The sequence below is a fragment of the Occallatibacter sp. FHG110214_02 genome (assembly GCF_059115385.1).
In genome coordinates this window covers 14,666-36,244 of record NZ_JBZYWK010000050.1, presented here as the reverse complement: position 1 = coordinate 36,244, position 21,579 = coordinate 14,666, and the positions used below count along the sequence as shown (strand labels likewise).

General features: G+C 51.9%; 25 protein-coding genes. 14 read left to right on the top strand and 11 right to left on the bottom strand.

Going from position 1 to position 21,579, the window contains the following annotated elements:
- Positions 1-113 precede the first annotated feature (113 nt).
- Positions 114-773, bottom strand: coding sequence for a hypothetical protein (locus tag AC5S3R_RS20655; protein WP_494269092.1), 660 nt, complete (start codon positions 771-773; stop codon positions 114-116).
- 149 nt (positions 774-922) lie between these two features.
- Between AC5S3R_RS20655 and AC5S3R_RS20650 the strand changes: the two genes are divergently transcribed.
- The 14 genes from AC5S3R_RS20650 (at position 923) to AC5S3R_RS20585 (ending at position 11,003) form a co-directional block, all read left to right on the top strand.
- A complete protein-coding gene (locus tag AC5S3R_RS20650; RefSeq protein WP_494269091.1) occupies positions 923-1,123 on the top strand; it encodes a helix-turn-helix domain-containing protein in 201 nt (66 codons plus the stop codon).
- The gene (locus AC5S3R_RS20645; RefSeq protein WP_494269090.1) at positions 1,120-1,896 is read left to right on the top strand and encodes a ParA family protein; all 777 of its coding nucleotides are present in this window, start codon (positions 1,120-1,122) and stop codon (positions 1,894-1,896) included. Before AC5S3R_RS20650 ends, AC5S3R_RS20645 begins: the two co-directional genes overlap by 4 nt.
- On the top strand, positions 1,880-3,292 hold the full coding sequence (locus AC5S3R_RS20640; RefSeq protein ID WP_494269089.1) for a DnaA N-terminal domain-containing protein: 1,413 nt from the start codon (positions 1,880-1,882) through the stop codon (positions 3,290-3,292). Before AC5S3R_RS20645 ends, AC5S3R_RS20640 begins: the two co-directional genes overlap by 17 nt.
- 179 nt (positions 3,293-3,471) lie before the next feature.
- A complete protein-coding gene (locus AC5S3R_RS20635) occupies positions 3,472-3,876 on the top strand; it encodes a plasmid mobilization protein (RefSeq protein ID WP_494269088.1) in 405 nt (134 codons plus the stop codon).
- Positions 3,842-5,359 carry a relaxase family protein gene (locus AC5S3R_RS20630; RefSeq protein WP_494269087.1) on the top strand — a complete coding sequence of 506 codons (1,518 nt, stop codon included), beginning with the start codon at positions 3,842-3,844 and terminating at the stop codon, positions 5,357-5,359. The genes AC5S3R_RS20635 and AC5S3R_RS20630 overlap by 35 nt, the downstream gene beginning before the upstream one ends.
- Complete coding sequence (locus AC5S3R_RS20625; protein ID WP_494269086.1) at positions 5,307-6,182, top strand: metallophosphatase domain-containing protein; 876 nt, start codon at positions 5,307-5,309, stop codon at positions 6,180-6,182. The genes AC5S3R_RS20630 and AC5S3R_RS20625 overlap by 53 nt, the downstream gene beginning before the upstream one ends.
- A gap of 82 nt (positions 6,183-6,264) precedes the next feature.
- Positions 6,265-6,582, top strand: a complete 318-nt coding sequence (locus tag AC5S3R_RS20620; protein WP_494269085.1) for a helix-turn-helix domain-containing protein — start codon at positions 6,265-6,267, stop codon at positions 6,580-6,582.
- A 2-nt stretch (positions 6,583-6,584) separates the two neighbouring features.
- Entirely contained in the window at positions 6,585-7,307 is a 723-nt protein-coding gene (locus AC5S3R_RS20615; protein WP_494269084.1) for an ImmA/IrrE family metallo-endopeptidase, read from the top strand.
- Between the two features lie 93 nt (positions 7,308-7,400).
- On the top strand, positions 7,401-7,685 hold the full coding sequence (locus tag AC5S3R_RS20610; RefSeq protein WP_494269083.1) for a DUF3892 domain-containing protein: 285 nt from the start codon (positions 7,401-7,403) through the stop codon (positions 7,683-7,685).
- Between the two features lie 15 nt (positions 7,686-7,700).
- On the top strand, positions 7,701-8,168 hold the full coding sequence (locus AC5S3R_RS20605) for a multiubiquitin domain-containing protein (protein ID WP_494269082.1): 468 nt from the start codon (positions 7,701-7,703) through the stop codon (positions 8,166-8,168).
- On the top strand, positions 8,143-9,330 hold the full coding sequence (locus AC5S3R_RS20600; RefSeq protein ID WP_494269081.1) for a ThiF family adenylyltransferase: 1,188 nt from the start codon (positions 8,143-8,145) through the stop codon (positions 9,328-9,330). The genes AC5S3R_RS20605 and AC5S3R_RS20600 overlap by 26 nt, the downstream gene beginning before the upstream one ends.
- Entirely contained in the window at positions 9,327-9,767 is a 441-nt protein-coding gene (locus AC5S3R_RS20595) for a ubiquitination-like system serine protease family protein (protein ID WP_494269080.1), read from the top strand. Before AC5S3R_RS20600 ends, AC5S3R_RS20595 begins: the two co-directional genes overlap by 4 nt.
- Position 9,768: 1 nt before the next feature.
- A complete protein-coding gene (locus AC5S3R_RS20590; RefSeq protein ID WP_494269079.1) occupies positions 9,769-10,452 on the top strand; it encodes a metallophosphatase domain-containing protein in 684 nt (227 codons plus the stop codon).
- 53 nt (positions 10,453-10,505) lie between these two features.
- Positions 10,506-11,003: a very short patch repair endonuclease gene (locus AC5S3R_RS20585; RefSeq protein WP_494269078.1), complete on the top strand. Its 498-nt coding sequence runs from the start codon at positions 10,506-10,508 to the stop codon at positions 11,001-11,003.
- Here AC5S3R_RS20585 and AC5S3R_RS20580 read toward each other — a convergent pair.
- The 10 genes from AC5S3R_RS20580 to AC5S3R_RS20535 all read right to left on the bottom strand — a co-directional run bounded on the left by AC5S3R_RS20580 (position 10,995) and on the right by AC5S3R_RS20535 (position 21,457).
- Positions 10,995-12,605 carry a hypothetical protein gene (locus AC5S3R_RS20580; RefSeq protein ID WP_494269077.1) on the bottom strand — a complete coding sequence of 537 codons (1,611 nt, stop codon included), beginning with the start codon at positions 12,603-12,605 and terminating at the stop codon, positions 10,995-10,997. The genes AC5S3R_RS20585 and AC5S3R_RS20580 overlap by 9 nt on opposite strands.
- Positions 12,602-12,865, bottom strand: a complete 264-nt coding sequence (locus AC5S3R_RS20575) for a helix-turn-helix domain-containing protein (RefSeq protein WP_494269099.1) — start codon at positions 12,863-12,865, stop codon at positions 12,602-12,604. Before AC5S3R_RS20575 ends, AC5S3R_RS20580 begins: the two co-directional genes overlap by 4 nt.
- 53 nt (positions 12,866-12,918) lie before the next feature.
- The gene (locus tag AC5S3R_RS20570; protein ID WP_494269076.1) at positions 12,919-13,914 is read right to left on the bottom strand and encodes a DNA cytosine methyltransferase; all 996 of its coding nucleotides are present in this window, start codon (positions 13,912-13,914) and stop codon (positions 12,919-12,921) included.
- A 1,109-nt stretch (positions 13,915-15,023) separates the two neighbouring features.
- Positions 15,024-15,959, bottom strand: a complete 936-nt coding sequence (locus AC5S3R_RS20565; protein WP_494269075.1) for an acyl-CoA dehydrogenase family protein — start codon at positions 15,957-15,959, stop codon at positions 15,024-15,026.
- Positions 15,953-16,669 (bottom strand): glycosyltransferase family 2 protein, encoded by a 717-nt coding sequence (locus AC5S3R_RS20560; RefSeq protein WP_494269074.1) that lies wholly within the window; start codon positions 16,667-16,669, stop codon positions 15,953-15,955. The genes AC5S3R_RS20565 and AC5S3R_RS20560 overlap by 7 nt, the downstream gene beginning before the upstream one ends.
- The gene (locus tag AC5S3R_RS20555; protein ID WP_494269073.1) at positions 16,666-17,241 is read right to left on the bottom strand and encodes an SAM-dependent methyltransferase; all 576 of its coding nucleotides are present in this window, start codon (positions 17,239-17,241) and stop codon (positions 16,666-16,668) included. Before AC5S3R_RS20555 ends, AC5S3R_RS20560 begins: the two co-directional genes overlap by 4 nt.
- Entirely contained in the window at positions 17,238-17,927 is a 690-nt protein-coding gene (locus AC5S3R_RS20550; RefSeq protein ID WP_494269072.1) for a PIG-L deacetylase family protein, read from the bottom strand. Before AC5S3R_RS20550 ends, AC5S3R_RS20555 begins: the two co-directional genes overlap by 4 nt.
- Before the next feature lie 35 nt (positions 17,928-17,962).
- Positions 17,963-20,062 (bottom strand): catalase, encoded by a 2,100-nt coding sequence (locus tag AC5S3R_RS20545; protein WP_494269071.1) that lies wholly within the window; start codon positions 20,060-20,062, stop codon positions 17,963-17,965.
- Positions 20,063-20,110: 48 nt separating this feature from the next.
- Positions 20,111-20,605 carry a YciE/YciF ferroxidase family protein gene (locus tag AC5S3R_RS20540; protein WP_494269070.1) on the bottom strand — a complete coding sequence of 165 codons (495 nt, stop codon included), beginning with the start codon at positions 20,603-20,605 and terminating at the stop codon, positions 20,111-20,113.
- Positions 20,606-20,827: 222 nt separating this feature from the next.
- Positions 20,828-21,457: a hypothetical protein gene (locus tag AC5S3R_RS20535; RefSeq protein ID WP_494269069.1), complete on the bottom strand. Its 630-nt coding sequence runs from the start codon at positions 21,455-21,457 to the stop codon at positions 20,828-20,830.
- Positions 21,458-21,579 lie beyond the last annotated feature (122 nt).

Here is a 21,579-nt window from a genome sequence, read left to right as displayed (position 1 = left end):
CGATAGCGTTTGTGCATTTGTTTTTCGGAACCGACGCCGGCCCTGAGCGTCCGTCCATGAAATCCAATAACCCTCACGATCAGGTCGCGTGTAAACGCCATCTGCACTTTTGCTCATTTATGGCCCCCAATTTTCTTTCGGCCATTTCGAGAGAAGAAGTTCTTTTCCCGTTCCGCCGAATTTCGATAGCTTTTCCGCCGAACAGCGTTTCTCTGTTCCCGCTTTTCTGGGCGGTTTTCAAAATCCCGTTGTCGGCACGCAATCGAACAAAACCTATTGTCATCGCGTATAGCTGCAATCCATTTGTTGCAGCATGAACAGCGGCGAATTCTGTCGAGTCGGTTTGCACTGAGCAATTCCAATGTCCAAATAATCAATCTCCGATAAGAAATAGGAATTGCGTCAGGCAGTTCAAACTCGGGCACCATCTCCTCTCCATAGCTTCCGTCCACATAGTGAACTACTTGCAAATGAAACTTGAACGGTGCCAGTCTGTCGTTCAGAGCACGAAGCGATTCCCATTGCTCGAAAACACGAGGTTCAAAACTATCGCGTTCTCTCACTCCTGGCGCAGCGAGTGACTTCCGTTCCACTTGAATTGACATTGCCAAGTCAAAAACTGCCCAGAATTCTGGCGGCAACCCCTCATTCAAGTGGTCGGCAAGCATTTGGGACTGGAGAGTGAGGCGACCTCTCGCGCGCCTTCGCGCCCGCTCATCTGAAGTGGAATCCTTGTGCTCCCAGACTAACCGCATCTCTTCTTCGCCACTCATGTCGGATTTAGATATACCACACATAATCAGTGTTATACGATGCACGACGCAGTAATTTTTAATCCGTCGTTACGAAAGTACCAACGGATTAAAACTGCCCTCCTTCAAACTGCAACCAGTTGTAAGCCTTTGTTTGAAAGGAGCACTACATGGACGAGTTGTTATCTGTTCAGGTCGCAGCAGCGCGACTTGGAGGACTTAGTAAATGGACCCTGTATGCCTGGCTCAGTCAGGGCAAGTTGACGCGTGTCAAAATCGGCGGACGCACCATGATTCGCGCCAGTGATCTTGAGAAAATCCCGCAAGTCGGTGCCAAATCGCCAGCACCGCGGAGGCGCGATTGGCAATGACAACAAGAATCACCATCTCAAATCAGCGCGGCGGCGTAGGAAAGACAACTACGGCAATCAATATTGCAGCTATGGCTGCGGATCAGGGAGTCTCCACGCTGCTCATTGACGCCGATCCGCAGGGCTCGATTGGCACAGTGCTCGGCCTATCGCCCAAACATCACCTGTATGACTTTATTGTTGGCGGTGTCGTCTTTGAGGATTGCGTTGTTGAGCCTCGCAAGAATCTGCACGTTATCTGCTCAAACCGCAAAACAGCACAGGCGGAGGCAGTTCTAACGGGCATGTTGGCGCGGGAAATGGTGCTCAAAAATCTCTTCGCGCAGGTGGATGCTCCATACGACCTTGTAGTTATCGACGTAAGTCCGTCCATTACGCAGATTCAGACCTGTGCAATGGTCTACACAGAGCGCCTGGTTGTTCCGGTCTCGATGGACATCCTGAGCTTCCAGGGCGCGGGTGCATCCATCGAAACCGCAAAAAGTCTGAACCATCTCCTAAAAACCGACATTCGCACACTGGCAATTTTGCCGGTCATGGTACACCGGCGAATGGTAATGACAGAACTCGTTCTGCAGGGGCTGGAAGACCTGAGCAGACAGCAAGGTATCCCCCTTCTTCCGGCAATCCGCACGGACGCAACTGTGCCCAAGGCTGCGAGGAGTCAACAATTCCTAGCTGATTACGACTCAAATTGCAAAGCGTATAGCGATTACATCCAGGCTTGCTACGCGCTCAATATCGGAGCCCTCCCCTGTGCAGAAAGCCGTTAAGAGTGATGCCCGTACAAAGCGCCGTTTGCAGCCCCTGAGTGTACAGGAGGCCATGGCTGGCCCGAGTCTGAGTGGCTTGGATGACGTACTCAAAACAATGGTTGAGCCCATTCTGCCAACCCCAGCCGCGAATACTAATCCACGATTGATGCTCGTGTCGCCCGGTGTCGTGAAGTCACCGGATGACATAAAGTCACCCGGTGACACGAAAGCTACTCATAAGAAAAAAGCACCGCTGCGACATTCGAGAGCGCCGGTAGAGATGGAAAGAGTACAGCAGGGGTTGAACGCTTCTGAGCAAGCTGTTTATCAGTTTCTTTTCGCTGAGGAGAGGGATGCAGAAGGCCGCGTATTCAAACCAAGCATTCCAGAAATCGCTGCTAAAACAGGCCTATCCAAGCGCACCTGTCAGCGTGTCCTGCACGAGTTGTCTGAGAAAAGAGTCATCGAAATCGTGCCTCCTTCGTATAGAAGCGTTGAGCCATGCAAATACATTGTTCGGAGCTACGAAGCCATCCGTCAGATTTGGGGGAAACTCGGATTTACTCATGTATTAGGCAACCGCACGCGCATATTGATTGATCCGATGAACCCAGGACGTCAGCTCGGTGGGAAATCGCAGTCAGAGCAGAGCAATGAATCAGTCGGCATCGCCGAAAATACGACCGTGTCACCGGGTGACTTCATGTCATCTGGTGACTTGGTGACACCTCCCCCCGGTGTCATGAAGTCACCCCTATCTATTAAAGGAAATATATATAGGAATAAATACAAGGAAACGACGACGAGCGCCGTCGATGTCGTCGCCGTCGTTGCTGCGATATGCGAATTTCTTCCCGGTGACAGGACCGCTGCCGAACAGATCATCGAATCTGCCATTGCTCTCTGCCCAGATTGCACCACCGCTGACGTTGTAACGGCCATACAGCGCAAGGTAGCCCAGATTCGAGCCCAGGAGGGCATCAAGAACCCTGTAGCCGTTCTAAAGGCATCCTGTTCTGATCTCGTCGTAGCAGTCCGTGCAGAGCGCCTTGCTGCAGAAGCTCAGCAGTCCAACGAAACAGCGCGTGAAAAGCAGGCTATCAAACATGCAGCTTTTTTAAGTTCTCTTCACGGCTTGCCGGCAAACAACGAATGGCAGCAAATTCTTGGCAACATCCGGCACCACATCCCCACCCACGCTTACGAAACGTGGCTCAAACCGATACAGTTTGCGAACTGCTCTGACCGCATTCTCTTGGTCTGCGTACCTAGCCACGAGTTCAAACACGTTGGCGAAAAATACGCCGGGCCAATCAGTCGAGCTATTCAAACTCTTGCCCTCGACATTGCCGCGATTAAGTATCTGACCATCGACGAGCTTATCCGCAAGGAGGAGCAAACCGATGCCCATTGATTGTCTTCTGGCACTCAAGTCGAAAATCCTGCTCACCAAATCATCAACATGGGATGGACCACCCACATATCTCTTAAGAACTAGCCAGGACACGCATGTATCCGCTTATGCGTCTCATGCGGCCTGGCCGGGGGATAGGCTGCGCCTCCCCTCGGAACCCCAACCGCAGAGGCAACGGCATGGCCATCGCGCGTAATCGTGGCAAAAAGGCCCGGAACATCAGCCTGAATATCTGGCTGAGTCCCGATGAAAAAGCGGCACTCAAAGCGCGCGCAGGTGATGCGCCTGTCTCGAGCTGGCTGCGTAGTCTGGGGCTTGGCCAGCCCATTCCTGCAGCCATACTCGCACGTCAAAAGCGCGTCAGGAACATCGATGCCGCCATCGCTCCGCTTGTGCGCGCTGTCGCAAAAATAGGCAACAATCTCAACCAAATTGCACGGCAGGTCAATACGGATTCCATCGCGGGCCAGGCCATCGATGTTACCGAGATTCGGCTTGCTCTGGCCGCGATTCGCTCAGAAGTCAGTTCAATTCCAGAGGAGGTCAAGCGTGCTTGTGAAAATCTTCCCACACGGAGCAGCTAAAGGCTCTTCCGCACGCGGGCCGGTTGATTACCTTCTGGACAGCAAGAACCACGAGCACATAACCCGTGTCGTGGCTCCGGAGCTGCTACGAGGTGATCCAGAACTGACCAAGTCTCTGATCGACTCTGTAAGCTTCAAACAGCGCTATACCTCCGGCGTCATCAGCTTTTCCCCGGAGGAGTCCAAGCTGCTTACTTCAGAACTCCGTCAGTCCCTCATGGATAGTTTTGAGCACATGGTCCTGCCTGGAGTGCAGAAAGATAGCACCTGCTGGCTTTGGGTTCTGCACGCGGAACATTCGCGGTTTGAGCTTCACTGGGTCATCCCCAATGTCGATCTGGATACCGGCAAGCGGTTGGAGCCATACTACGACCCCAAGGACCGGGCTCGCTTCGCCACATGGCAGAGCTACCACAACCTGCTGCACGGACTTTCCGATCCCCAGGACCCGAGCCGTCGCCGCATTGTCACAGTTGGCCGTTGGGTTCCACGGGAAGGGAAAGACAACGCAGCCGAGTTAATGGCATTCCTGGAAGAAAAGTGCGTGAGCGGCGATTTGCAAACCCGGAATGACGTTATTGAGTTCCTTGAGAACGAGCTTGAAGTCAAAGTGCCGCGCCGGGGCAAAGACTACATAACAGTCCAGTATGGAGAGGAAAAACATGAACGATTCCGACTTAAAGGAGCAATCTGCCAGGAAGACTACCGATTTGAGAGCGCTTTTGCAGACGAAGCGAGCAGAGCACGCCAGCCAAGCGCAGAAGATCGAGAAAGAAGCCTTCGAGAGCTTCGAGAGCGACTTGAATGGCTTACTCTGCGCCGAGAAGAACGCAATCGCAAACGTGTTCGCAAGTCTCAACACAGCCTTCAGCGAACAAGCCTTACAGATTCAGAAAAGCACGATCATCCAAACCCGACGAATGCTATGGATGCTGAAGCTCCCGCTTTTGTCTACAGCGATAGTTTGCCTGGCGATGATCGCGTTCTGTCTGCTTTGGTTTCGAGTGGAACACCGGGAGCGGGTACGGATGTCCCGCAGGCAGGAGGGCGGCAAAACCTACCTGGTAGTGGACGATCCATCTTGGCTACTATGCCGGATGGGGACTCTCGACAAATCGTCAACGCTGAAGACAACTACAGTAATTCTTCAACCTTGCAAGCCCTTGGAGTAAGCACACATGGCCCTGACAAACGAGTTGGAGCAGTTGCTTTTGAGCTCGTTGAAGCAATTCGCAGCGGAGTTCGACGCGCGGCACAAGCAAATATCAGAAGAGCACATAGCCTGTATGAAGGCTTGCAACGAGTTATCCGAATCCTTGATGAGTCAATACAAATCGGCCATGCAGGAAATGAGCGTCTTAGAAGTTCATTACGATCAGGTGCTGAAGTTATTGCAGCGCTTGAACGTCACGCTCAGCGACTAGAAGAACGTGCGCAGCAGAATCATCATCGGGGACCAAGACGGCGTTCGCTATCACGATAACCGGCCATGTAACCCGTGGCCTGCCATTTTTGGTATCTCAAAGAAAGAAAATCATGCAGTAGAACTGTACTGCAAATGCAGTAAAAATCTACTGCAATTATTAGCAAAAGGAGCAGCAATGAGCCCAAAGCGCAGATCATCTACTGCCACTGAAACCAGCAAAATAAACCAGCCGCAGCGTCTCAAAATAGTCTGCATCAGTGATACACACGGCTATCATCGCCATCTGATCGTTCCTGACGGCGACATCCTTATTCATGCCGGTGACTTCATGGCCTATGGACACTCGATTGAGTCAATACTGGATTTCAATAGGTGGCTTGGCAACTTGCCACATCGACACCGCATTGTTATAGCCGGTAATCATGATATGGTTTTCCAGTCGGAACCGAAAGCCGCCCGTGCCGAACTGAGTAATGCTATCTATCTCGAAAACTCCGGCGTCACTGTGGAGGGTCTTCACTTCTGGGGTTGTCCGATCACGCCAGTTCTCGGCCACATGGCGTTCGCCGTCGAGCGCGGGGCCGCCAGCCGTAAATACTGGGACCGCGTACCGGACGGAACTGATGTTCTCATTACACACGGCCCGCCGTTCCGCGTGCTGGACAAAGACAATATCGCAGGCGAACATCTAGGCTGCCAGGAGCTAACCCGTGCTATTCTGCGGGTGAAACCGCGTCTGCACATCTTTGGCCATGTCCACGGCGGCTACGGCCAGGAACCCGGCCCCAGCGGTACCCACATGGTCAACTGCGCCCTGCTGAACGGGAAAACCCTTAATCCACCCATCGTTGTTGAGCTTGCGAGCACAACAAGGCAATGACGCAAGTTCAGTGTTCTTGCATAGGCTGAGCACATAGTTCCCTTGATTCCCAAATCAGCGGATAATAATAGTGGTGAAACATATGAAGACGTTCGGGGCATTACTCTCAGAAGCGCGTAAGGCCAAGGGCATGAGCCAGAAGGAACTCGCCGCCAAGGTCATGAAAGAAGATGGCCAAGCAATCTCGCCACAGTATTTGAACGACATCGAGCATGACCGCAGGAATCCGCCGTCGGAGTTTCTGATTGGACAGATGGCAAAACTACTTGGATGCGACAAGGACACGCTATGCCTCGCCGCAGGCACGATCCCTAGCGACGTGATGAAGATGGCCTCCACTCAGCCTGGCAAAGTAGAGGAAGCGTTTAAGGCGTTTCGCCGTACCGTGAAAGGCAGCTAACAGTGAAGTGGGTAACCGACAGGACGGGACGGTTCGCGAAGCGCCCTCACTACCTCCCCGAAGAGCTGGACTCCGAGTGCGAACGTGTCATCCTAGCCTTTCTCCACACAAGGTATGGCCGGGCTGAGTTCCCGATCAAGACGGACGATCTCACCGTCTTGATCGAGGAACAGGCTGATCTTGACAGCTATGCCGACTTGTCAAGCGAGGGAGAAGGCGTTGAGGGCGTCACTGAGTTCGTTTCGGGTAAACGGCCAGTCGTTAAAATTGACGACGTGCTCAATGCGTCGCACTTGGAAAACCGACTGCGAACAACACTAACCCATGAATACGGCCATGTTCATTTTCACCGCTTCATGTTCGAAGATAGCCACGGCACTTCTGGCTCGCTTTTCGAGCAGGCGCATACCACGCAGGGCAATAAATGCCACCGGGACACAATCGTAGGTGCGCCGGAGCGTGATTGGATGGAATGGCAGGCCGGATACGCCTGCGGCGCAATTCTGATGCCAGTGAGCGCCCTTTTCGACGCGGTGCAGCGGTTCAGGGCGGAGAACAACCTGCTTTACAACAACATGTCGCTTCAGTCGGAACCTGGCCAGAGACTGGTCACTGCGATCGCCTCAGGCTTCCAGACTTCGCGGGACGCTGCTCGCGTCCGCTTGCTAAAAAAGGGAATTTTAACGGATTCCGGTACGCAGCGCACGGCAGACTTATTCGGATAATTTTTTTCGTGTAGCAGTACTCAAATCCGCAGATTTTGGTATAGTGGTATTGAAGTCAACTTTCGATGGCACTCGCCGGAAAGGAATCGGAGCATGGCAGAAGTAAGGGTCACCTGTATCACCAAGCCAAACCCGCAGAGCGCGCATGAACACATCACCCATCTGGGCAATTCCGTCGCCGGTTGGAAATGGACGCGCGAGCAGGTCATCCAGAGCATCGAGACGAAAACCAATACGTTCTTCGTGATCGATCCCTATAACGGCAAGCGTTCCGACGTCGGGGTGGTATACCCTGCGGGCCGTGTGCCTTACCTCAGAACCCACGCTGACGGCGACTGGAACGACAATCTACTCTCGCTGAACCCGTGCGGCCTATAACGAAAGGAGACATCAGTGGAACAGCACGAACCTCAACACCACGTCCGCATTCATATCGATCAGAAACCATATGTGTCACTGAACCCAACCACCGGCGAGGCGCTTTACGCGCTCGGGCATGTCCAGCCAGGTCACGAACTCTTCCGAGAGGTCGGAGGCGACCGAGAAGATCAGGCCGTGCCGAATGAACCGGAGCCGATTCATTTGAGAGAGGATGAACATTTTCACAGCGGGCCGGAGCAGCCTAAACAATTCACTATCATTGTGAACGGTCAGAAAAAGGTAGTTACCTCAAAGACTGTTACCTTCAATGAAATAGTCAAGCTAGCCTTTCCGACACCGCCGGAGGGAACCAACATCTTATACACCGTTTCCTACGAGGACGGCCCGCGCGTGAATCCGCAAGGATCGCTGAAGGAAGGACAAACAGTCAAAGTAAAGGACTGGATGATTTTCAATGTCACAGCGACCGATAAGTCATAGTGCTGACCTGAAAAGGTTACGCGACGAAGGGTTCAACCTAGAAGTGCGCTCGGGCTGCCTGCTGGTGAAGGACGTTCCATACGTCAACGCGAGCAAGCAGATCAAGCGTGGCATCTTGGTCATCAAGCTAGTGCTTGCGAACGATCAGACCGTCAAGCCTGATACCCACGTCGCGTACTTTTCAGGGGACTATCCTTGCAATGAGGATGGCTCAGAAATAGCGAAGATCAAACACGTGAGCCAGACACGCTCTCTTGCCGACGGCGTTACCGTCAGTCACTCGTTCTCGGCCAAGCCCAAGCCGGACAACGCCTACCCCGATTACTATGCCCAGGTAAAGACGTACATCGCCATCATCTCTGGCCCCGCGCGCCGAATCGATACAGCAATCACAGCCCAAACCCATCCGCTGATCGGGCCGGAAGAAGATAACGATGAGCCGTTTAACTATACAGACACTGCGTCCAGCAGGGCGGAGATTGTTACGGTCACGAAAAAGCTGGCACTCAGGAAGATCGCCATCCTGGGTCTTGGTGGCACTGGCTCCTATGTGCTTGATTTAGTCGCTAAAACCCCCGTCAAGGAAATCCATCTCTATGATGGCGATACGTTCTTTCAGCACAATGCATTCCGCTCACCCGGTGCACCGTCGGGCGATGAACTGAATGCGCAACCGCACAAAACCACCTATTTCAAAAGTCTCTACGGAAAGATGCACCGCGACATTGTCGATCATCCGGTTTATCTCGACGCCGCTAATGTAGAAGAGTTACGAGGCATGGACTTTGTTTTTGTGTGCCTTGATAAGAATAGCCCGAAGAAATTGATTGTCGAAAAACTTGAAGAATTTAATATACCCTTCACTGACGTGGGCATGGGTATCCAGTTGGATGACAACAAGCTAGGCGGTATCGTGCGAGTCACTACCAGTACTGCGCAGAAGCGTGACCATTTTCGCAGTAGAGTGTCATTTGAGGATGCGCTAGGCCACAATGACTATAACCGCAACATCCAGATCGCCGACCTTAATGCATTGAATGCAGCTCTTGCAGTTATCAAATGGAAAAAGCTGTTCGGATTCTACCGCGACCTAAAATCCGAACACCATAGCCAATTCAGCATCGACACAAATCTTTTACTTAATGAGGACCGGTTGCAATGATCCGAGACGCTATCCTCAAGCATCAATTTGTTGAGTTCATCCCAGATGAACTGGAACAGGGAACGATTTATGTTTCGATCCGTTTCGCCACAGCATCGCACCTGTGCTGCTGCGGCTGTAGGAACAAAGTTGTAACGCCGATCCGGCCCACAGACTGGAAGCTCATCTTCGATGGGAAGTCCATCTCATTTGCCCCTTCGATTGGTAATTGGAGCTTTCCCTGCAAGTCGCATTACTGGATAATAAACAATCAAATTAGTTGGACTACTCAGTGGAGTCAGGAACGGATTGAGCGAGGCCGGCTTCATGATCGTCATGCGAAGCAAGGCTACTTTGGCAGCTTAGAGACTCCGCCTGAAGTGCGTGCGAAAACACAGGATGCGATTAAACCTAAGCTGAGATGGTGGCGGGCCTTCAAAAAATGGCGGTCTCAATAGAATGGCTGTACCTATCAAAATCGTCTGTATTAGTGACACCCATGGACAGCATTCTCGACTGCAGGTGCCAGAAGGCGACATCCTCGTTCATGCTGGCGACTTCATGCATACCGGTCGCAGGTTGGCGGAGATTGCCGAATTCGACCGCTGGCTCGGAGAGCAACCCCATCCGTTCAAGGTTGTCATTGCCGGGAACCACGATGTCCTGTTTGAGCGCGCCCCAGGACTCGCGCAATCACAGCTCACGAACGCCATCTATCTCGAAAACTCTGGCACGGAAGTACTGGGGCTGAAGTTCTGGGGTTCGCCCGTCCAGCCGGCATTCAACAACTGGGCCTTCAATGTAGAGCGTGGAGCGATCATCCGAAGATATTGGAACATGATCCCTGGTGATACGGATGTCTTGTTAACACACGGTCCTCCCTTCGGCATCTTGGACTGCATTCGGCCTGGAGAAATCCACTTGGGCTGCGAAGAATTGTCCATCGTAGTAAAACGCATAAAGCCGCGGTTGCACATCTTTGGGCATATTCATGGCGGCCATGGAGAGTTTCGAGGAAAGCGAGATAGGCAGAATACCCATTTCATCAATGCTGCCGTTCTGAACGAGGCATATCATCTTGTCCACTCGGCACAAGTTGTAGAAATTGATACCGGCACCATTGCAAAAATTAACAGGCAATGAGCGGCTGCAAAAACACTCAACCTGAGGTTTAATGCTGTTAGGCATAGTTCGGCATGGATATTATTTCAGCCCAAACTCGCAGCAAGACCATGGCCGCCATACGAAGCCGCGATACATCTATAGAACGCGCCTTTGAGGAAAGGCTGCGCCAGTCGAGATTTTCTTTCATATCTCATCCTAAATGGCTGGGCTCACCGGACTTTGCATTTCCGAACCGCGGATGCGTGGTGTTTCTTGATTCGTGCTTTTGGCACAAATGCCCGCAGCACTTTAGACCCCCAAAATCGCATACAGAATATTGGGAGCCTAAAATAGCTCGAAACGTAGAAAGAGATTCATGCGTTCGCATCGAATACCGTCAAAAGGGATGGACAGTAATTGAATTCTGGGAACACTCTATAAAAGATGATTTGGCCGAATGCATCAAATCGTTGTTAGCACAGTTGCGCAGAGCAAGGAGATTGCATTTAGAACCGCTACCGCCAAAACGTACCCCAGGGGGAGGGGTGAGTTTCTCAGCGTTGGACAATTCGCCAAGCACCTCAGGATAGCTGAGTAAGAACTTTGACTCGGATGTTATCTGGCGTCCTTCGCGCACGAAGTGGAGGCAAGAACCAATTTGTAAATCCTTCAATCACCGCGTTATCTATAGTGACAATTGCGAAAAGATCGCTGAAAGTTGCCAACTCAAAGTTGATCGATAGACCATCAATCGTTACGGGATCTGGTAAATCCGCATTTAGTTCATGTGCAAAGAAACGTACAGTGACCTGCCATTCTTCAACGGGCGCTACCGATTCCAATTCAGGCTTGCGGAGAGGTACTACTTTTCTTAGCGTGTGCAAGTGCTCCTGTATATATACGCTCGAAAGAGTTCCTCCGTGCGCTTCATACGCAATAATTTGACGGGTAGCGCCATTTTGAAAATCACAATCTCCGAGCTTCTTGCGACTGATGTTCGTTGCATTAACCGCATCTCCTCGGCCCCGTTGCTTCCATGCTCCATCGGGATGCTGAAGAGATACAATTGCGTCGAGACACCGCTGCTCAAGAATCCCTAGAGAGCTGGTATTAGCATGCCCAATAAAAGTTAAGAGTTGCTGCGTCTGTTGGGCTGTTAAAGTCTCAGGCAATTGAGTTGCGACATCTCCTGATAGGCGAATGAATCGCATGATCCATGAGCGAACAATCATCGCCAACTCTCTACGAGCGGTATAGCTCATCTCGTCTATGGCTGAAAGCAACGTGAACAACGCGCGAGCGCCGGGACGCTCTGCGGGCTTTTTGCTTTCCACCCAGAAGCTATCCATGACACCAACAGATTTGGCATTATTAAGGAATGGATTGCCAGCGGAAACGAGATTTGCTGGATAACGTGTTAATAGGTTATTCACTGTTTGCCCGCGCGGTTTAAATTCATAGAGATCGAGAATTGAGTGATCGAAATATTCCAAAATTACACACTGAAAATGCAGAATCTGAATGTAAGGGATATACCTCTCAGGTTCTCCCGCTGATGCTAGTGTCAGCAATGCGCCTCTCAGGTCGCCTCTGAAGCCAAGAGCCGAAGCAGCATCACCGGCAATTTCGGCGCTAGCAATTAAGTCAGCATCAGCAAAGAAGACCCCCTCAAAACTCCTATCTCTTTCCCATACTCGGTCAAGTTGATCAATGCTTATTTGGGAATGAAGGGCAAGTTCGCTGATCGACTGCGAGACACTTTGTCTGCTGAAGCGAACTCTTGTATCGATGCTGCTTAGAACCTGCGCCAAGCGAGCTGCCGTAAATCTGTGTGCCTGTGCCAGGCCTATTGCTAGGTTGAAATGACTAAGAAACGCTGTGCTTTCATCGTGGTCAAGCCCGTGCTCAAGGCAAAGACGCTTGTGCGAATTGAAATATTCAGCACTATTGAGTATGGCCCCATTTGCATGTTCAACTGACAGAATCGCTTCAATGGCGTTACCAAGATCAATGCTTGGATTTCCGCTTTCCTTCCATAACGTCAATTCGAGACGGGTCCAAGTCAATGAATCCTCGTAAAGAATGGACCGTTGTTTCAAGAAACGCGCAAGCGCTCTGCATGCAGCCAATTCGCTACTAACTTGAATCGGCAACTGGAGAATACGAAGTGACTGCCGGATCAGGCCTCTCATTTGCGGTGCGCTCCAATCTCAGCACCTGTATTCGAAGGAGAATCAAAGAAAACCGCAGGGGAGACATGAAGCGCCTTTGCTAAGCGAGTCATCGCGTCAAGGGAGACATTCCGTCGCCCACGCTCAACACTGCTGATGTACGTCCTATCCAACTCGGCTAGCTCACCGAGCTTCTCCTGGCTCAATCCTTGAGCAATACGAAGAGACCGGAGCTTGCCACCGAAATGTTGCCGGACAAGTTGGTTATGATTCAGGGGCACGATGGCAATCTTCACCCCGTGCAGACTTTAGGTCTACGGACTATAAGTCAACATCAGAAATTTTGATAAATTGCCCTTCCGACAGCCTCACTAAATAGCGGAGGAACTGCATTCCCCACCTGACGGTACTGGGCACTGCGTTCTCCAGCAAACTCAAACTCGTCTGGAAAGGATTGCAACCGCGCAGATTCACGCACTGTTAGCCTCCTCACTCCTTTCACAAGGCCTGTGCGGGGTTGGCCACCAGCCAGCAGGTAATGATGGTATTCAACCAACAAGCACCTACGATCAACTATGTGCGTCCTATTGCCTCCCGCTGATGCGGGTATCGTTTGTGATGGTCGATCCAGATCAATCGGCCGCCCGCCGCCGTTAACCAGCATGCCCGCAAATGGGCTTGGGCGGAGAACAGGCTTTTTCGCATACGTGACAATGGCACGATTGGACTCATCATGAGGGACATGCAGCAAAGCCTGTCTTGATGTTCTATATGGAGCTTTTCCTTTTGGACCATATAGAGGAGCAGGAAATTGGAACTGCCCTTTGCGGAATCCAATTGCAATTACTCGCTTGCGATCTTGAGGAACACCAAAATCGGCGGCGTTTAGGATTTCAAATTTGACCTCATAGTCAAGTTCTGCGAGATCATCTAGCTTGCTGAGAAAATAAGCTCTGTGTCGTTTGGACGCAAGCCCTGCCACGTTTTCTAACAAAAAAGCTCGAGGCTGCAATTCACGAACAGCTCGGACAAACTCAGGTAGCATGTCCCTTGAATCCGTTGCAGCCTTTTGGTCACCAGCAACAGAAAATGGCTGGCACGGAGGACCACCAGCAACAAGGTCAATCTGCCCTTTATGTGACTTCCAATCGAACTGCCTTATATCAGATGTAATTACCGGAACTTGGGGGAAATTATATTTGAAGGTTTTTGTTGCGTATGGATCGAAATCCAATGCAACTACTGGAGTGAAACCCGCACGCTTGAGTCCCAGGCTTAAGCCACCAGCCCCACAGAAGAGGTCCACGAATTTCAGTCTGGCCTTTGGCATATGGCAGGTAATCCTTCTGTCAACGGGCCGTTGCAGTTTTCGTAGCCGTTGAGAATAGGTTAATGCAAGACAAATCCATATACATGTGTAAAACAAAGCACGAATCTATTAAATCACTTGCCTGCTCCCCATTTGAAATCTGCGTTGAGGTTCATTCCTTAAATGACCGCATCATTTGTAGCAGCAAATCAACTTGAAGGCAATCGTGCTTTGACTAGGCTATATTTTGACCGTTTTCCGGTAACGCCTGGGTAACGCATTTGCTCATAAATGGGTCCAAGACCACCCCAAGGAATACAAGTTCTAAATGCGTACAACTTAAATAATATGAACAATATAAACACAGAAATACAACCGCTCACAAAACAGTGCAAAATGGCTCCTGTAGGACTTTCACGGCGATAACACGGGTTCGAATCCCGTCGGGGACGCCAAATCATTTCAATAACTTAGCGTCTTTTAGAGCCAGATTTCCGTGTACACTTTTCCCCGCCTCTCCCTCTAGAATTTGACCGTTTCCGCGTAATTCGGGACGGATCATTGCCACGATCCGGCTCTGCGCTTCGCGCTTAGCCGGGGTCATGGCCTGCGTGTAAATGTCGAGCGTGATCTTGATTGAAGCGTGACGCAGGAGTTCCTGACCGCTGTCGCTTGTGCTTCGCTGAGAGCTTCAAGATCGTCCGTGGGCCGAAACATATAGGGTCCGAACCAAACAGACCCTGATGTCTTGAGGTACGGGAAAATAGCTATGGAGAAGAGTTCTTCGCGTGTATCGGTCATACGGATTTCCGGTTTACCACCCTAGAGATCCGTTGGTATGGATTCTGATCGATTTTTAGGAAGTCATGGCACAAAATCCAGCACCTATCGAGAAATATTAACCCTCGCACGAACGCAAGACATCGAGTGCTGGTCGTGTGAGACTTCTGCACGACTTGCGAGGGACAACGACTGCGTACTAGGTGGGTACTGAACACACTATTCAACAGAGATCTTATGCGTTGCTCAAGTTTCGTCGTTTCGATAGCTGTTTTGATTCTCACTGCATGCAATAGCGCAAAGACTCCGAATGACGCGAATTTCGCAAGAACCATCAACGCATAGCCTTCTCAAATATTGAGCATATAACGGCCTAATGACTCTAAATCGCGCTCGGCGTGAGATTGCCGAAGATATAAGTCGAGTTCCTGATAGCGACAAGAAGTATCCTCATCCATAGCGAGAGGGTGTGGGCCATAGGTCCGCGCTATTCTGCGAAGCACGTCCGTGCACGCTTGCTCCACAAGATGTCTCACGGTAAGCGCCCGCATGACCGCCTGCTTCCGATCCTCGGGAGAAGCGTCGATCTCCCGCCCCGCTAAATCGAGATATGACGAAAGTGCCCAGATGGATGCGTGCATAGCTCCGAGGTGTGCGAGAGTGTGAGCATCCGTTCGCGACTGTCTTTTTGCGTAGTCAAGCAATCCCGCAGCTCCTCCGGCCCAACAAGCAGCTGGGCCACATGCTCCATGCCAAAACCCTGGACGTTGCAGGTACCATCCGGGAGCCCCTATCAGTTCCGCGGAGGAAACGATGGCGTCGTTGAAGGTTGCAGCCGCCGTCCTCGTCTCTCGGAACGCATTTGTCTTCCATACCGAATCGTCGAACTGAATTGACTGAGCATTACGGCGAAGATCGATATCGACCAATCGTTGTTCCGGACGCCCAACAGTAACAAGCGCGCGATCGATCAAGCTGGCACCGCTGCAAAACATCTTTTTGCCATTGATCCGAAACAAGCTTTCGTGTTGTTCGATAGTTAGTTCCCAGCCTGCGCGTTCGGAGGCCCATACACCATAGACACAATTGGGCTCGGCTTGGGTTCCGTTCTCGGCGAGAATTGCTAGCGCATCCCAATGCGCCTCCGCGACACGAGCCAGCGAAAGATTTTGACGGCCTATTTCACATAAGCGGCGGTGGCGTAATGCAGTATTGCCGCCGCCAGGCAGGGGAAGATTTTCATGGAGCAATGATCGAACGGAAGCTAGAAGCTCGTCTGTCAGCATCCAAGAACCTCGTTATGAGCGGCCAGGGCGTCCGCAAAACCATGTGGAGCACGTCCTATGCGCCGTCCGCTTGTGAGCACCTTTATCTGGGCGGTGGAACATGGCCGTGAAGAAACACTCATCAGACGGTTCCACAGATCATGATCTTCTGCAGTTGCGAGCCTCTTCCAGCCGCCACATCGAAGATATACATCGGCACGAACGCCAAGGTTTGCTCCATGAATATGAGGGTGTGAGCCATCCTCATGAACCAGATAGCTGTCGCGGAAACGAAGATCGACTCCCGCGCCGTGTTCTTCAAAGGAATCCACAGCTATGATGCCTGCCAAGGTATCTATACCTCGCTGTGCAAGCGAAAACTGATCAATGAGCCATGTCTTGGGCACGCAACAATCGGCATCGGTATTAGCGAGCCAGCAGTGCTCCAATGGACCAGAATACCGCTTCAGGGCAACCTGGGCTGCGAGCCGCCGCACACAGCCAACCAATCCTGCCTGAGTCGTGACAACCGCGCCACGGCCTGGTAACATTCGTTCCGCGATTTGAACTGTGAGATCGGTGCAGCTATCACACGCAACGACGATATCGGACGTGACCGACGGAGGAAGAAGCAAGCAGGCATCAAGCACAGAATCCAAACAACGAGGAAGCAACGCTTCCTCGTTGCGTGCGGGAATCAGAATCGCAACATGCCAAGAGGATCGGCTCATTTACGCACCCATCGATCAATACGGAAACCCGGGTTTCGCTCAGAGTACTCGAGGGATAACTCCTCGAGGTCGAGAATCACTTCATGGATTTGATCTCCACTCAGAATGTGATCGGGTGAAGATCCGAGCCAGTGGGCGGCGAGAAAAGTGCCTCCCTGCGGCATGCGGCTGAGGAGTTCAATAGTGAGAGATCGCAATTCGTGGATTTTGAAGTAATATCCAATCTCGCTGAATACGATTAGATCCAATTCGCCAACAGGTGTATCTGCTGGCAGGGCGCCACACTGAATATTGACATTCCGAAGTTCTCTGCAGCGCTGACGCGCTCGCTCGACGGCAATGGGTGATATGTCAATGGCGTCAAGCACGTCACATCTTGCAGCCAGTTGTTCTGTGAGAACCCCAACAGAACAACCCGGCTCGAATGCGTGCCTATAACGAGCTAGAGGCAGGGCTTCGAGGATTGCACGGTACCGCCCGAGTTCGTAGCCGCTCGATGCGAACTTCCAGGGATCGACATGAAGCTGATACATTCTGTCGAAAAATTCCCGGCTTGTGGTGTCTATGCTCATGCCGAAAGGAAGATCTCAGAAGGGCGTCTCGCCGGCCACAAAAGATAGTCAGGAAGTATCGGTTCTCCTGAAGGGTGCGCCAATTGAGATAGATGGTTCGACAAAGCTTCCTTTTTCGCGCGCAGTTGATCGGGGTTAAGGGATAACAAGCGTAAAGGTAGATTTTGAAGAAGGGAGGGTGTTCCGAGGTGCCACGTCCAGAAGAAGTAAAACATCAGAGAAGCTCCCGTACTCCGCGCTATTTGTATAGCTGCACGGCCGCACGCTTCATGATCCGGATGAAGATCGCCTGTCCAGGGCGCAAGAATATGTGTGTCTCGGGTTACAAGCGGGAGGAGGCGCTCTGCCAGCGCATTTTCCTGGAAAGCGACTCCGCTATCAGGGAATTGGAACCGCACGACATCGTCGGCCTTTATTCCGAGCCTTTTTAGAGCGGCCATCTGTTCTGCGCGACGCACGATTCCGAGATGCGTTCCAGATGTGTATGCATTCTCGCCGTCAGTTACAGCAACAACCTTTACTGGAAGACCCTTTGCAACCTGAATCGCGATGAAGCCCCCAACGGTTAGAGTCTCATCGTCGGGATGAGGCACGATTACGAGTGAAGGTTTCTCTGGCGGTTGCCATGGCGTGGCTGTTGTCCATACAGACGCCCATTCCGCTTCGGAAGCAAGAGGAGTGATCATAAATTCGGCTCAATATCTCAGGTGTGGAGTGGTGATCAATATATTGTCCGGAGCGATGGTTCCCGTCCCCAGGCTCTCCCCTGTTCCGCCCTGGAAAGAAAAGTATCCGTGTCCGAGCCAACTAATATGCCGTCGTCGGGAACAACTCCAGCAGCATCGAGGAGTGCCTGTGCAGTGCTCGTTGCCCCAATGATCTTGCAATGCGCGAACGCGTCATGCACCCATGCCACGGCAGCGGCTTCTTTCCGCAGGATTTGGGCACCTTCTTCCGAGAGAGCTACATAGACGGCATCGAAGAGTACAGACGAACCGCCGGCGAGCTGAAAGTCGGCTTCGATCAGTTTTCCGTTCGACGCGACGGCTCCTCCGACTTTCGGCGCGACGATGGCAAAATCGGCATTCCGCTTCCTCGTCGCCGCTCTCAACGAAGCGACGAGCCTTGCATCGGTTCCGTCAGACAGCAGACAACCTACCTTGCGGCCTTCCAGTGTTTCCTTTGCATTCGCGAGAATACTGAGCGCCGGAGAAAGCATGAGATCCGTCCGGGCTCTTACCGTTGTCGGTAGAGGAGAGATCTCTTCTTCCAGGCCCAGCCCGTTGGCCACCCGCGCCGCGATCTTCGGATCGACATTTGCCAACTGACCGACCATGCGCTCGCGAACGGCCTTCGTCTCGACCTTGCTCAACTCAAAGATAAAAGCCGATATGATGTGATTTTGCTCCGGCTCGGTCTGAGAATAGAAAAACTGCCGGGCCTGCGAGAAATGATCGGCGAAGGATTCGGCGCGAATCCGCAGTTTGTTTCCTTCCATCGGCTCAGCGAAACTCAACAATCCTCGATGCGGATCCTGACGTGGTGTGTCGGGCTGGAGCGAACTTGGTGAATAGTTTACTCGCCCCCTAGGCGCAGTCATTTGCATATGGCCGTCGCGCTGCAGGTGCATGACTGGGCACTTAGGGGCATTGATCGGAATCTGCTGGAAATTCGGACCGCCCAAACGACTGAGCTGCGTGTCCTGATAGGAGAAGATGCGGCCTTGCAGCAGAGGATCATTGGTGAAATCGATGCCTGGCACTACGTTCCTCGCGCAGAAGGCCGCTTGCTCAGTCTCGGCGAAGAAGTTGTCCACGTTACGATCAAGCACCATCCGGCCTACAATGCGAAGCGGCAAAGCTTCCTCTGGAATTAGTTTCGTCGCATCCAAGACATCGAAGTCGAACTCCTCAGCAAACTTTTCATCGAAGAGTTGCAAGCCTAGTTCCCACTCGGGATAACTTCCTTCGTTGATGGCGTTCCACAGGTCCCGGCGATGAAAGTCTGGATCGGCTCCGGAGATCTTCAGGGCTTCGTCCCAGACTACCGATTGCATTCCCAGCTTCGGTCGCCAGTGAAATTTCACAAAGGTCGCTTTGCCTTCTTCGTTAAGAAAGCGATAGGTGTGAACACCGAAGCCTTCCATCATGCGCAATGAGCGCGGAATTGCGCGGTCCGACATAGCCCACATCAGCATATGCGTCGATTCAGGCATCAGGGACGCAAAATCCCAGAAACTGTCATGGGCCGTTTGAGCTTGCGGGAATCCCTGATCCGGCGCCTCTTTCGCCGCATGGATCAGGTCCGGAAACTTGATGGCCTCCTGAATAAAGAAGACCGGGATGTTGTTACCGACAAGATCCCAGTTACCTTCTTTGGTATAGAACTTCACGGCGAAGCCTCGGACATCGCGAGCGAGATCGGTAGAACCCTTGTTCCCGGCTACCGTCGAAAAACGCACAAACAGCGGCGTCTTGACGCCAACTTCATTGAAGATGGCAGCACGAGAGATGCCTTTGAGCGAATCGGTCAGCTCGAAATAACCGTGAACCCCAAAACCGCGCGCATGGACGATCCGTTCGGGAATGCGTTCGTGGTCGAAGTGCTGGATCTTCTCCAGAAGAGCACCGTCTTCGAGCAGAGCAGGGCCTCGCTCACCGGCCTTGAGAGAGTTCTCATCATCGCTAACGATGGCGCCTGTCTGTGTCGTCATCGGCGGATGCGTTGCATCAGCCAACTGGTGCAATTCTCCACCTATACCGTTCCGATCATCGATGTCTTGATGAGATGTCTCTTGAGATTTACTGATTCTCTTTGGCATAAGTTCTCCTTAACCGGTACAGTGCGGATTTCGTAGATTGGTATCGTGTCAACCAGCGCGTTTTGCTGCCTGATTGATCTGCTTCGAGATCGCGCTAAGCTTCTTGTCCGCACTCTTCTCCTCACCGAGTGTTTCGTCTAGAAGAGACGCTATCTCGGTGAGTCCAAGTGTTTTGGCGAAATCTCGCGCAGATCCGTATCCTGCCATCTCGTAATGTTCGACACGCTGTGCTGCCGAAATAAGACCAGCGTCACGAACCACGCCCTTCTCCGTTTCCTCCAATACCTCAGAGCCTTCCTCCAGCACACCTTTCGTTCCTACGCATAATTTCCCGGTGAGTTTCTTTCCAACTAGATCCGAAATCTTTTCAAGGCGAACAATCTGCCCTTTGGTTTCCTCGAGATGACTAAGAAAAGCCTGTTGCAACTCAGGTGTGGATGCAGCTTTCGCCAGTTTGGGCAAAGCGCGGACAATCTGCTTCTCCGCGGAATAAAGATCCTTCAACTCATCAATCAAAAGTTCCTGCATGGTTTCGATGCTCATTTCTTATCCACCTCCATGAAGTAAATTTGCGAGCGGACGATGGTGCTCCACTTACCCATCCGATATTCGAGTTTCTGTCGAGCCCTTCCACGACTTAGGCATTCGATACATGACCGCCTCTTTCGCCGCGGTTATAAGCGCGTTCTCTGAATGTATTGGCGTGTTGATTCAAGGAGCGCGACGAAGAGCGCTCTTTCATAAGTCCTGACGTTAACTTTTAGATCAACGCAGGTTAAAGACGAATCCTAGACGGGCCATACCGCTGTTCTGCCAGCTCTCGTTGTAATCGAAACGTTCGCCTGTCCACTCTGCTGGAATGACCTGAATAGAAAATCCCGGAGAGAGCTTCATATCGAAGCCGATACCTGCTGAAGCTGTCGGGTTCCAATCCACGCCGGGATGAGATCCATAGACATTTTTGCCATAGCTGGTCCTGGTTTCCCCCGCTTCGCCAAAGAAAAACGGAGTGCCTTTCCAATATGGATTCATCGTGTAGCGTGGACCAGCAGCTATCATGAATTTGCTGATTCCGGGGTAGACCCCATCCGTATAGGAGCTGACAAAGTCTCCCTGAAAGCCGAGATGCTTCGTGAGGTTCAGCTCCGGAGTGGCACCCCATCCTGCTAACAAGCGGCGGCTTGTGCCCGGAACATTCTGCGTCCACTGGTAGGCAAATACCCCTGTGAAGGACAGTGTCCCGTACATTTTTCCATGCTTAAGCTCATCAGGGTTCGCCTTCGGGGCGACACCCACGCCATTCATCTGCTGAGCGGGGCTGTCCTGTTGCTGAGCTTCTGCTGCCGCGGCAGTACCGGACAGAATCATTAAAAGTGCAAAGATGATGTTTTTCATTTCAGTAACGAGCCTCCTGACTCTGGATTTGAAATTTGACAAGTTTATTGTTCTACTAATAACGATTTGGTAACCATGTTTGGAGCAATGCCGTCAGACTCAAGGATCCTCCTGGTTCCTAA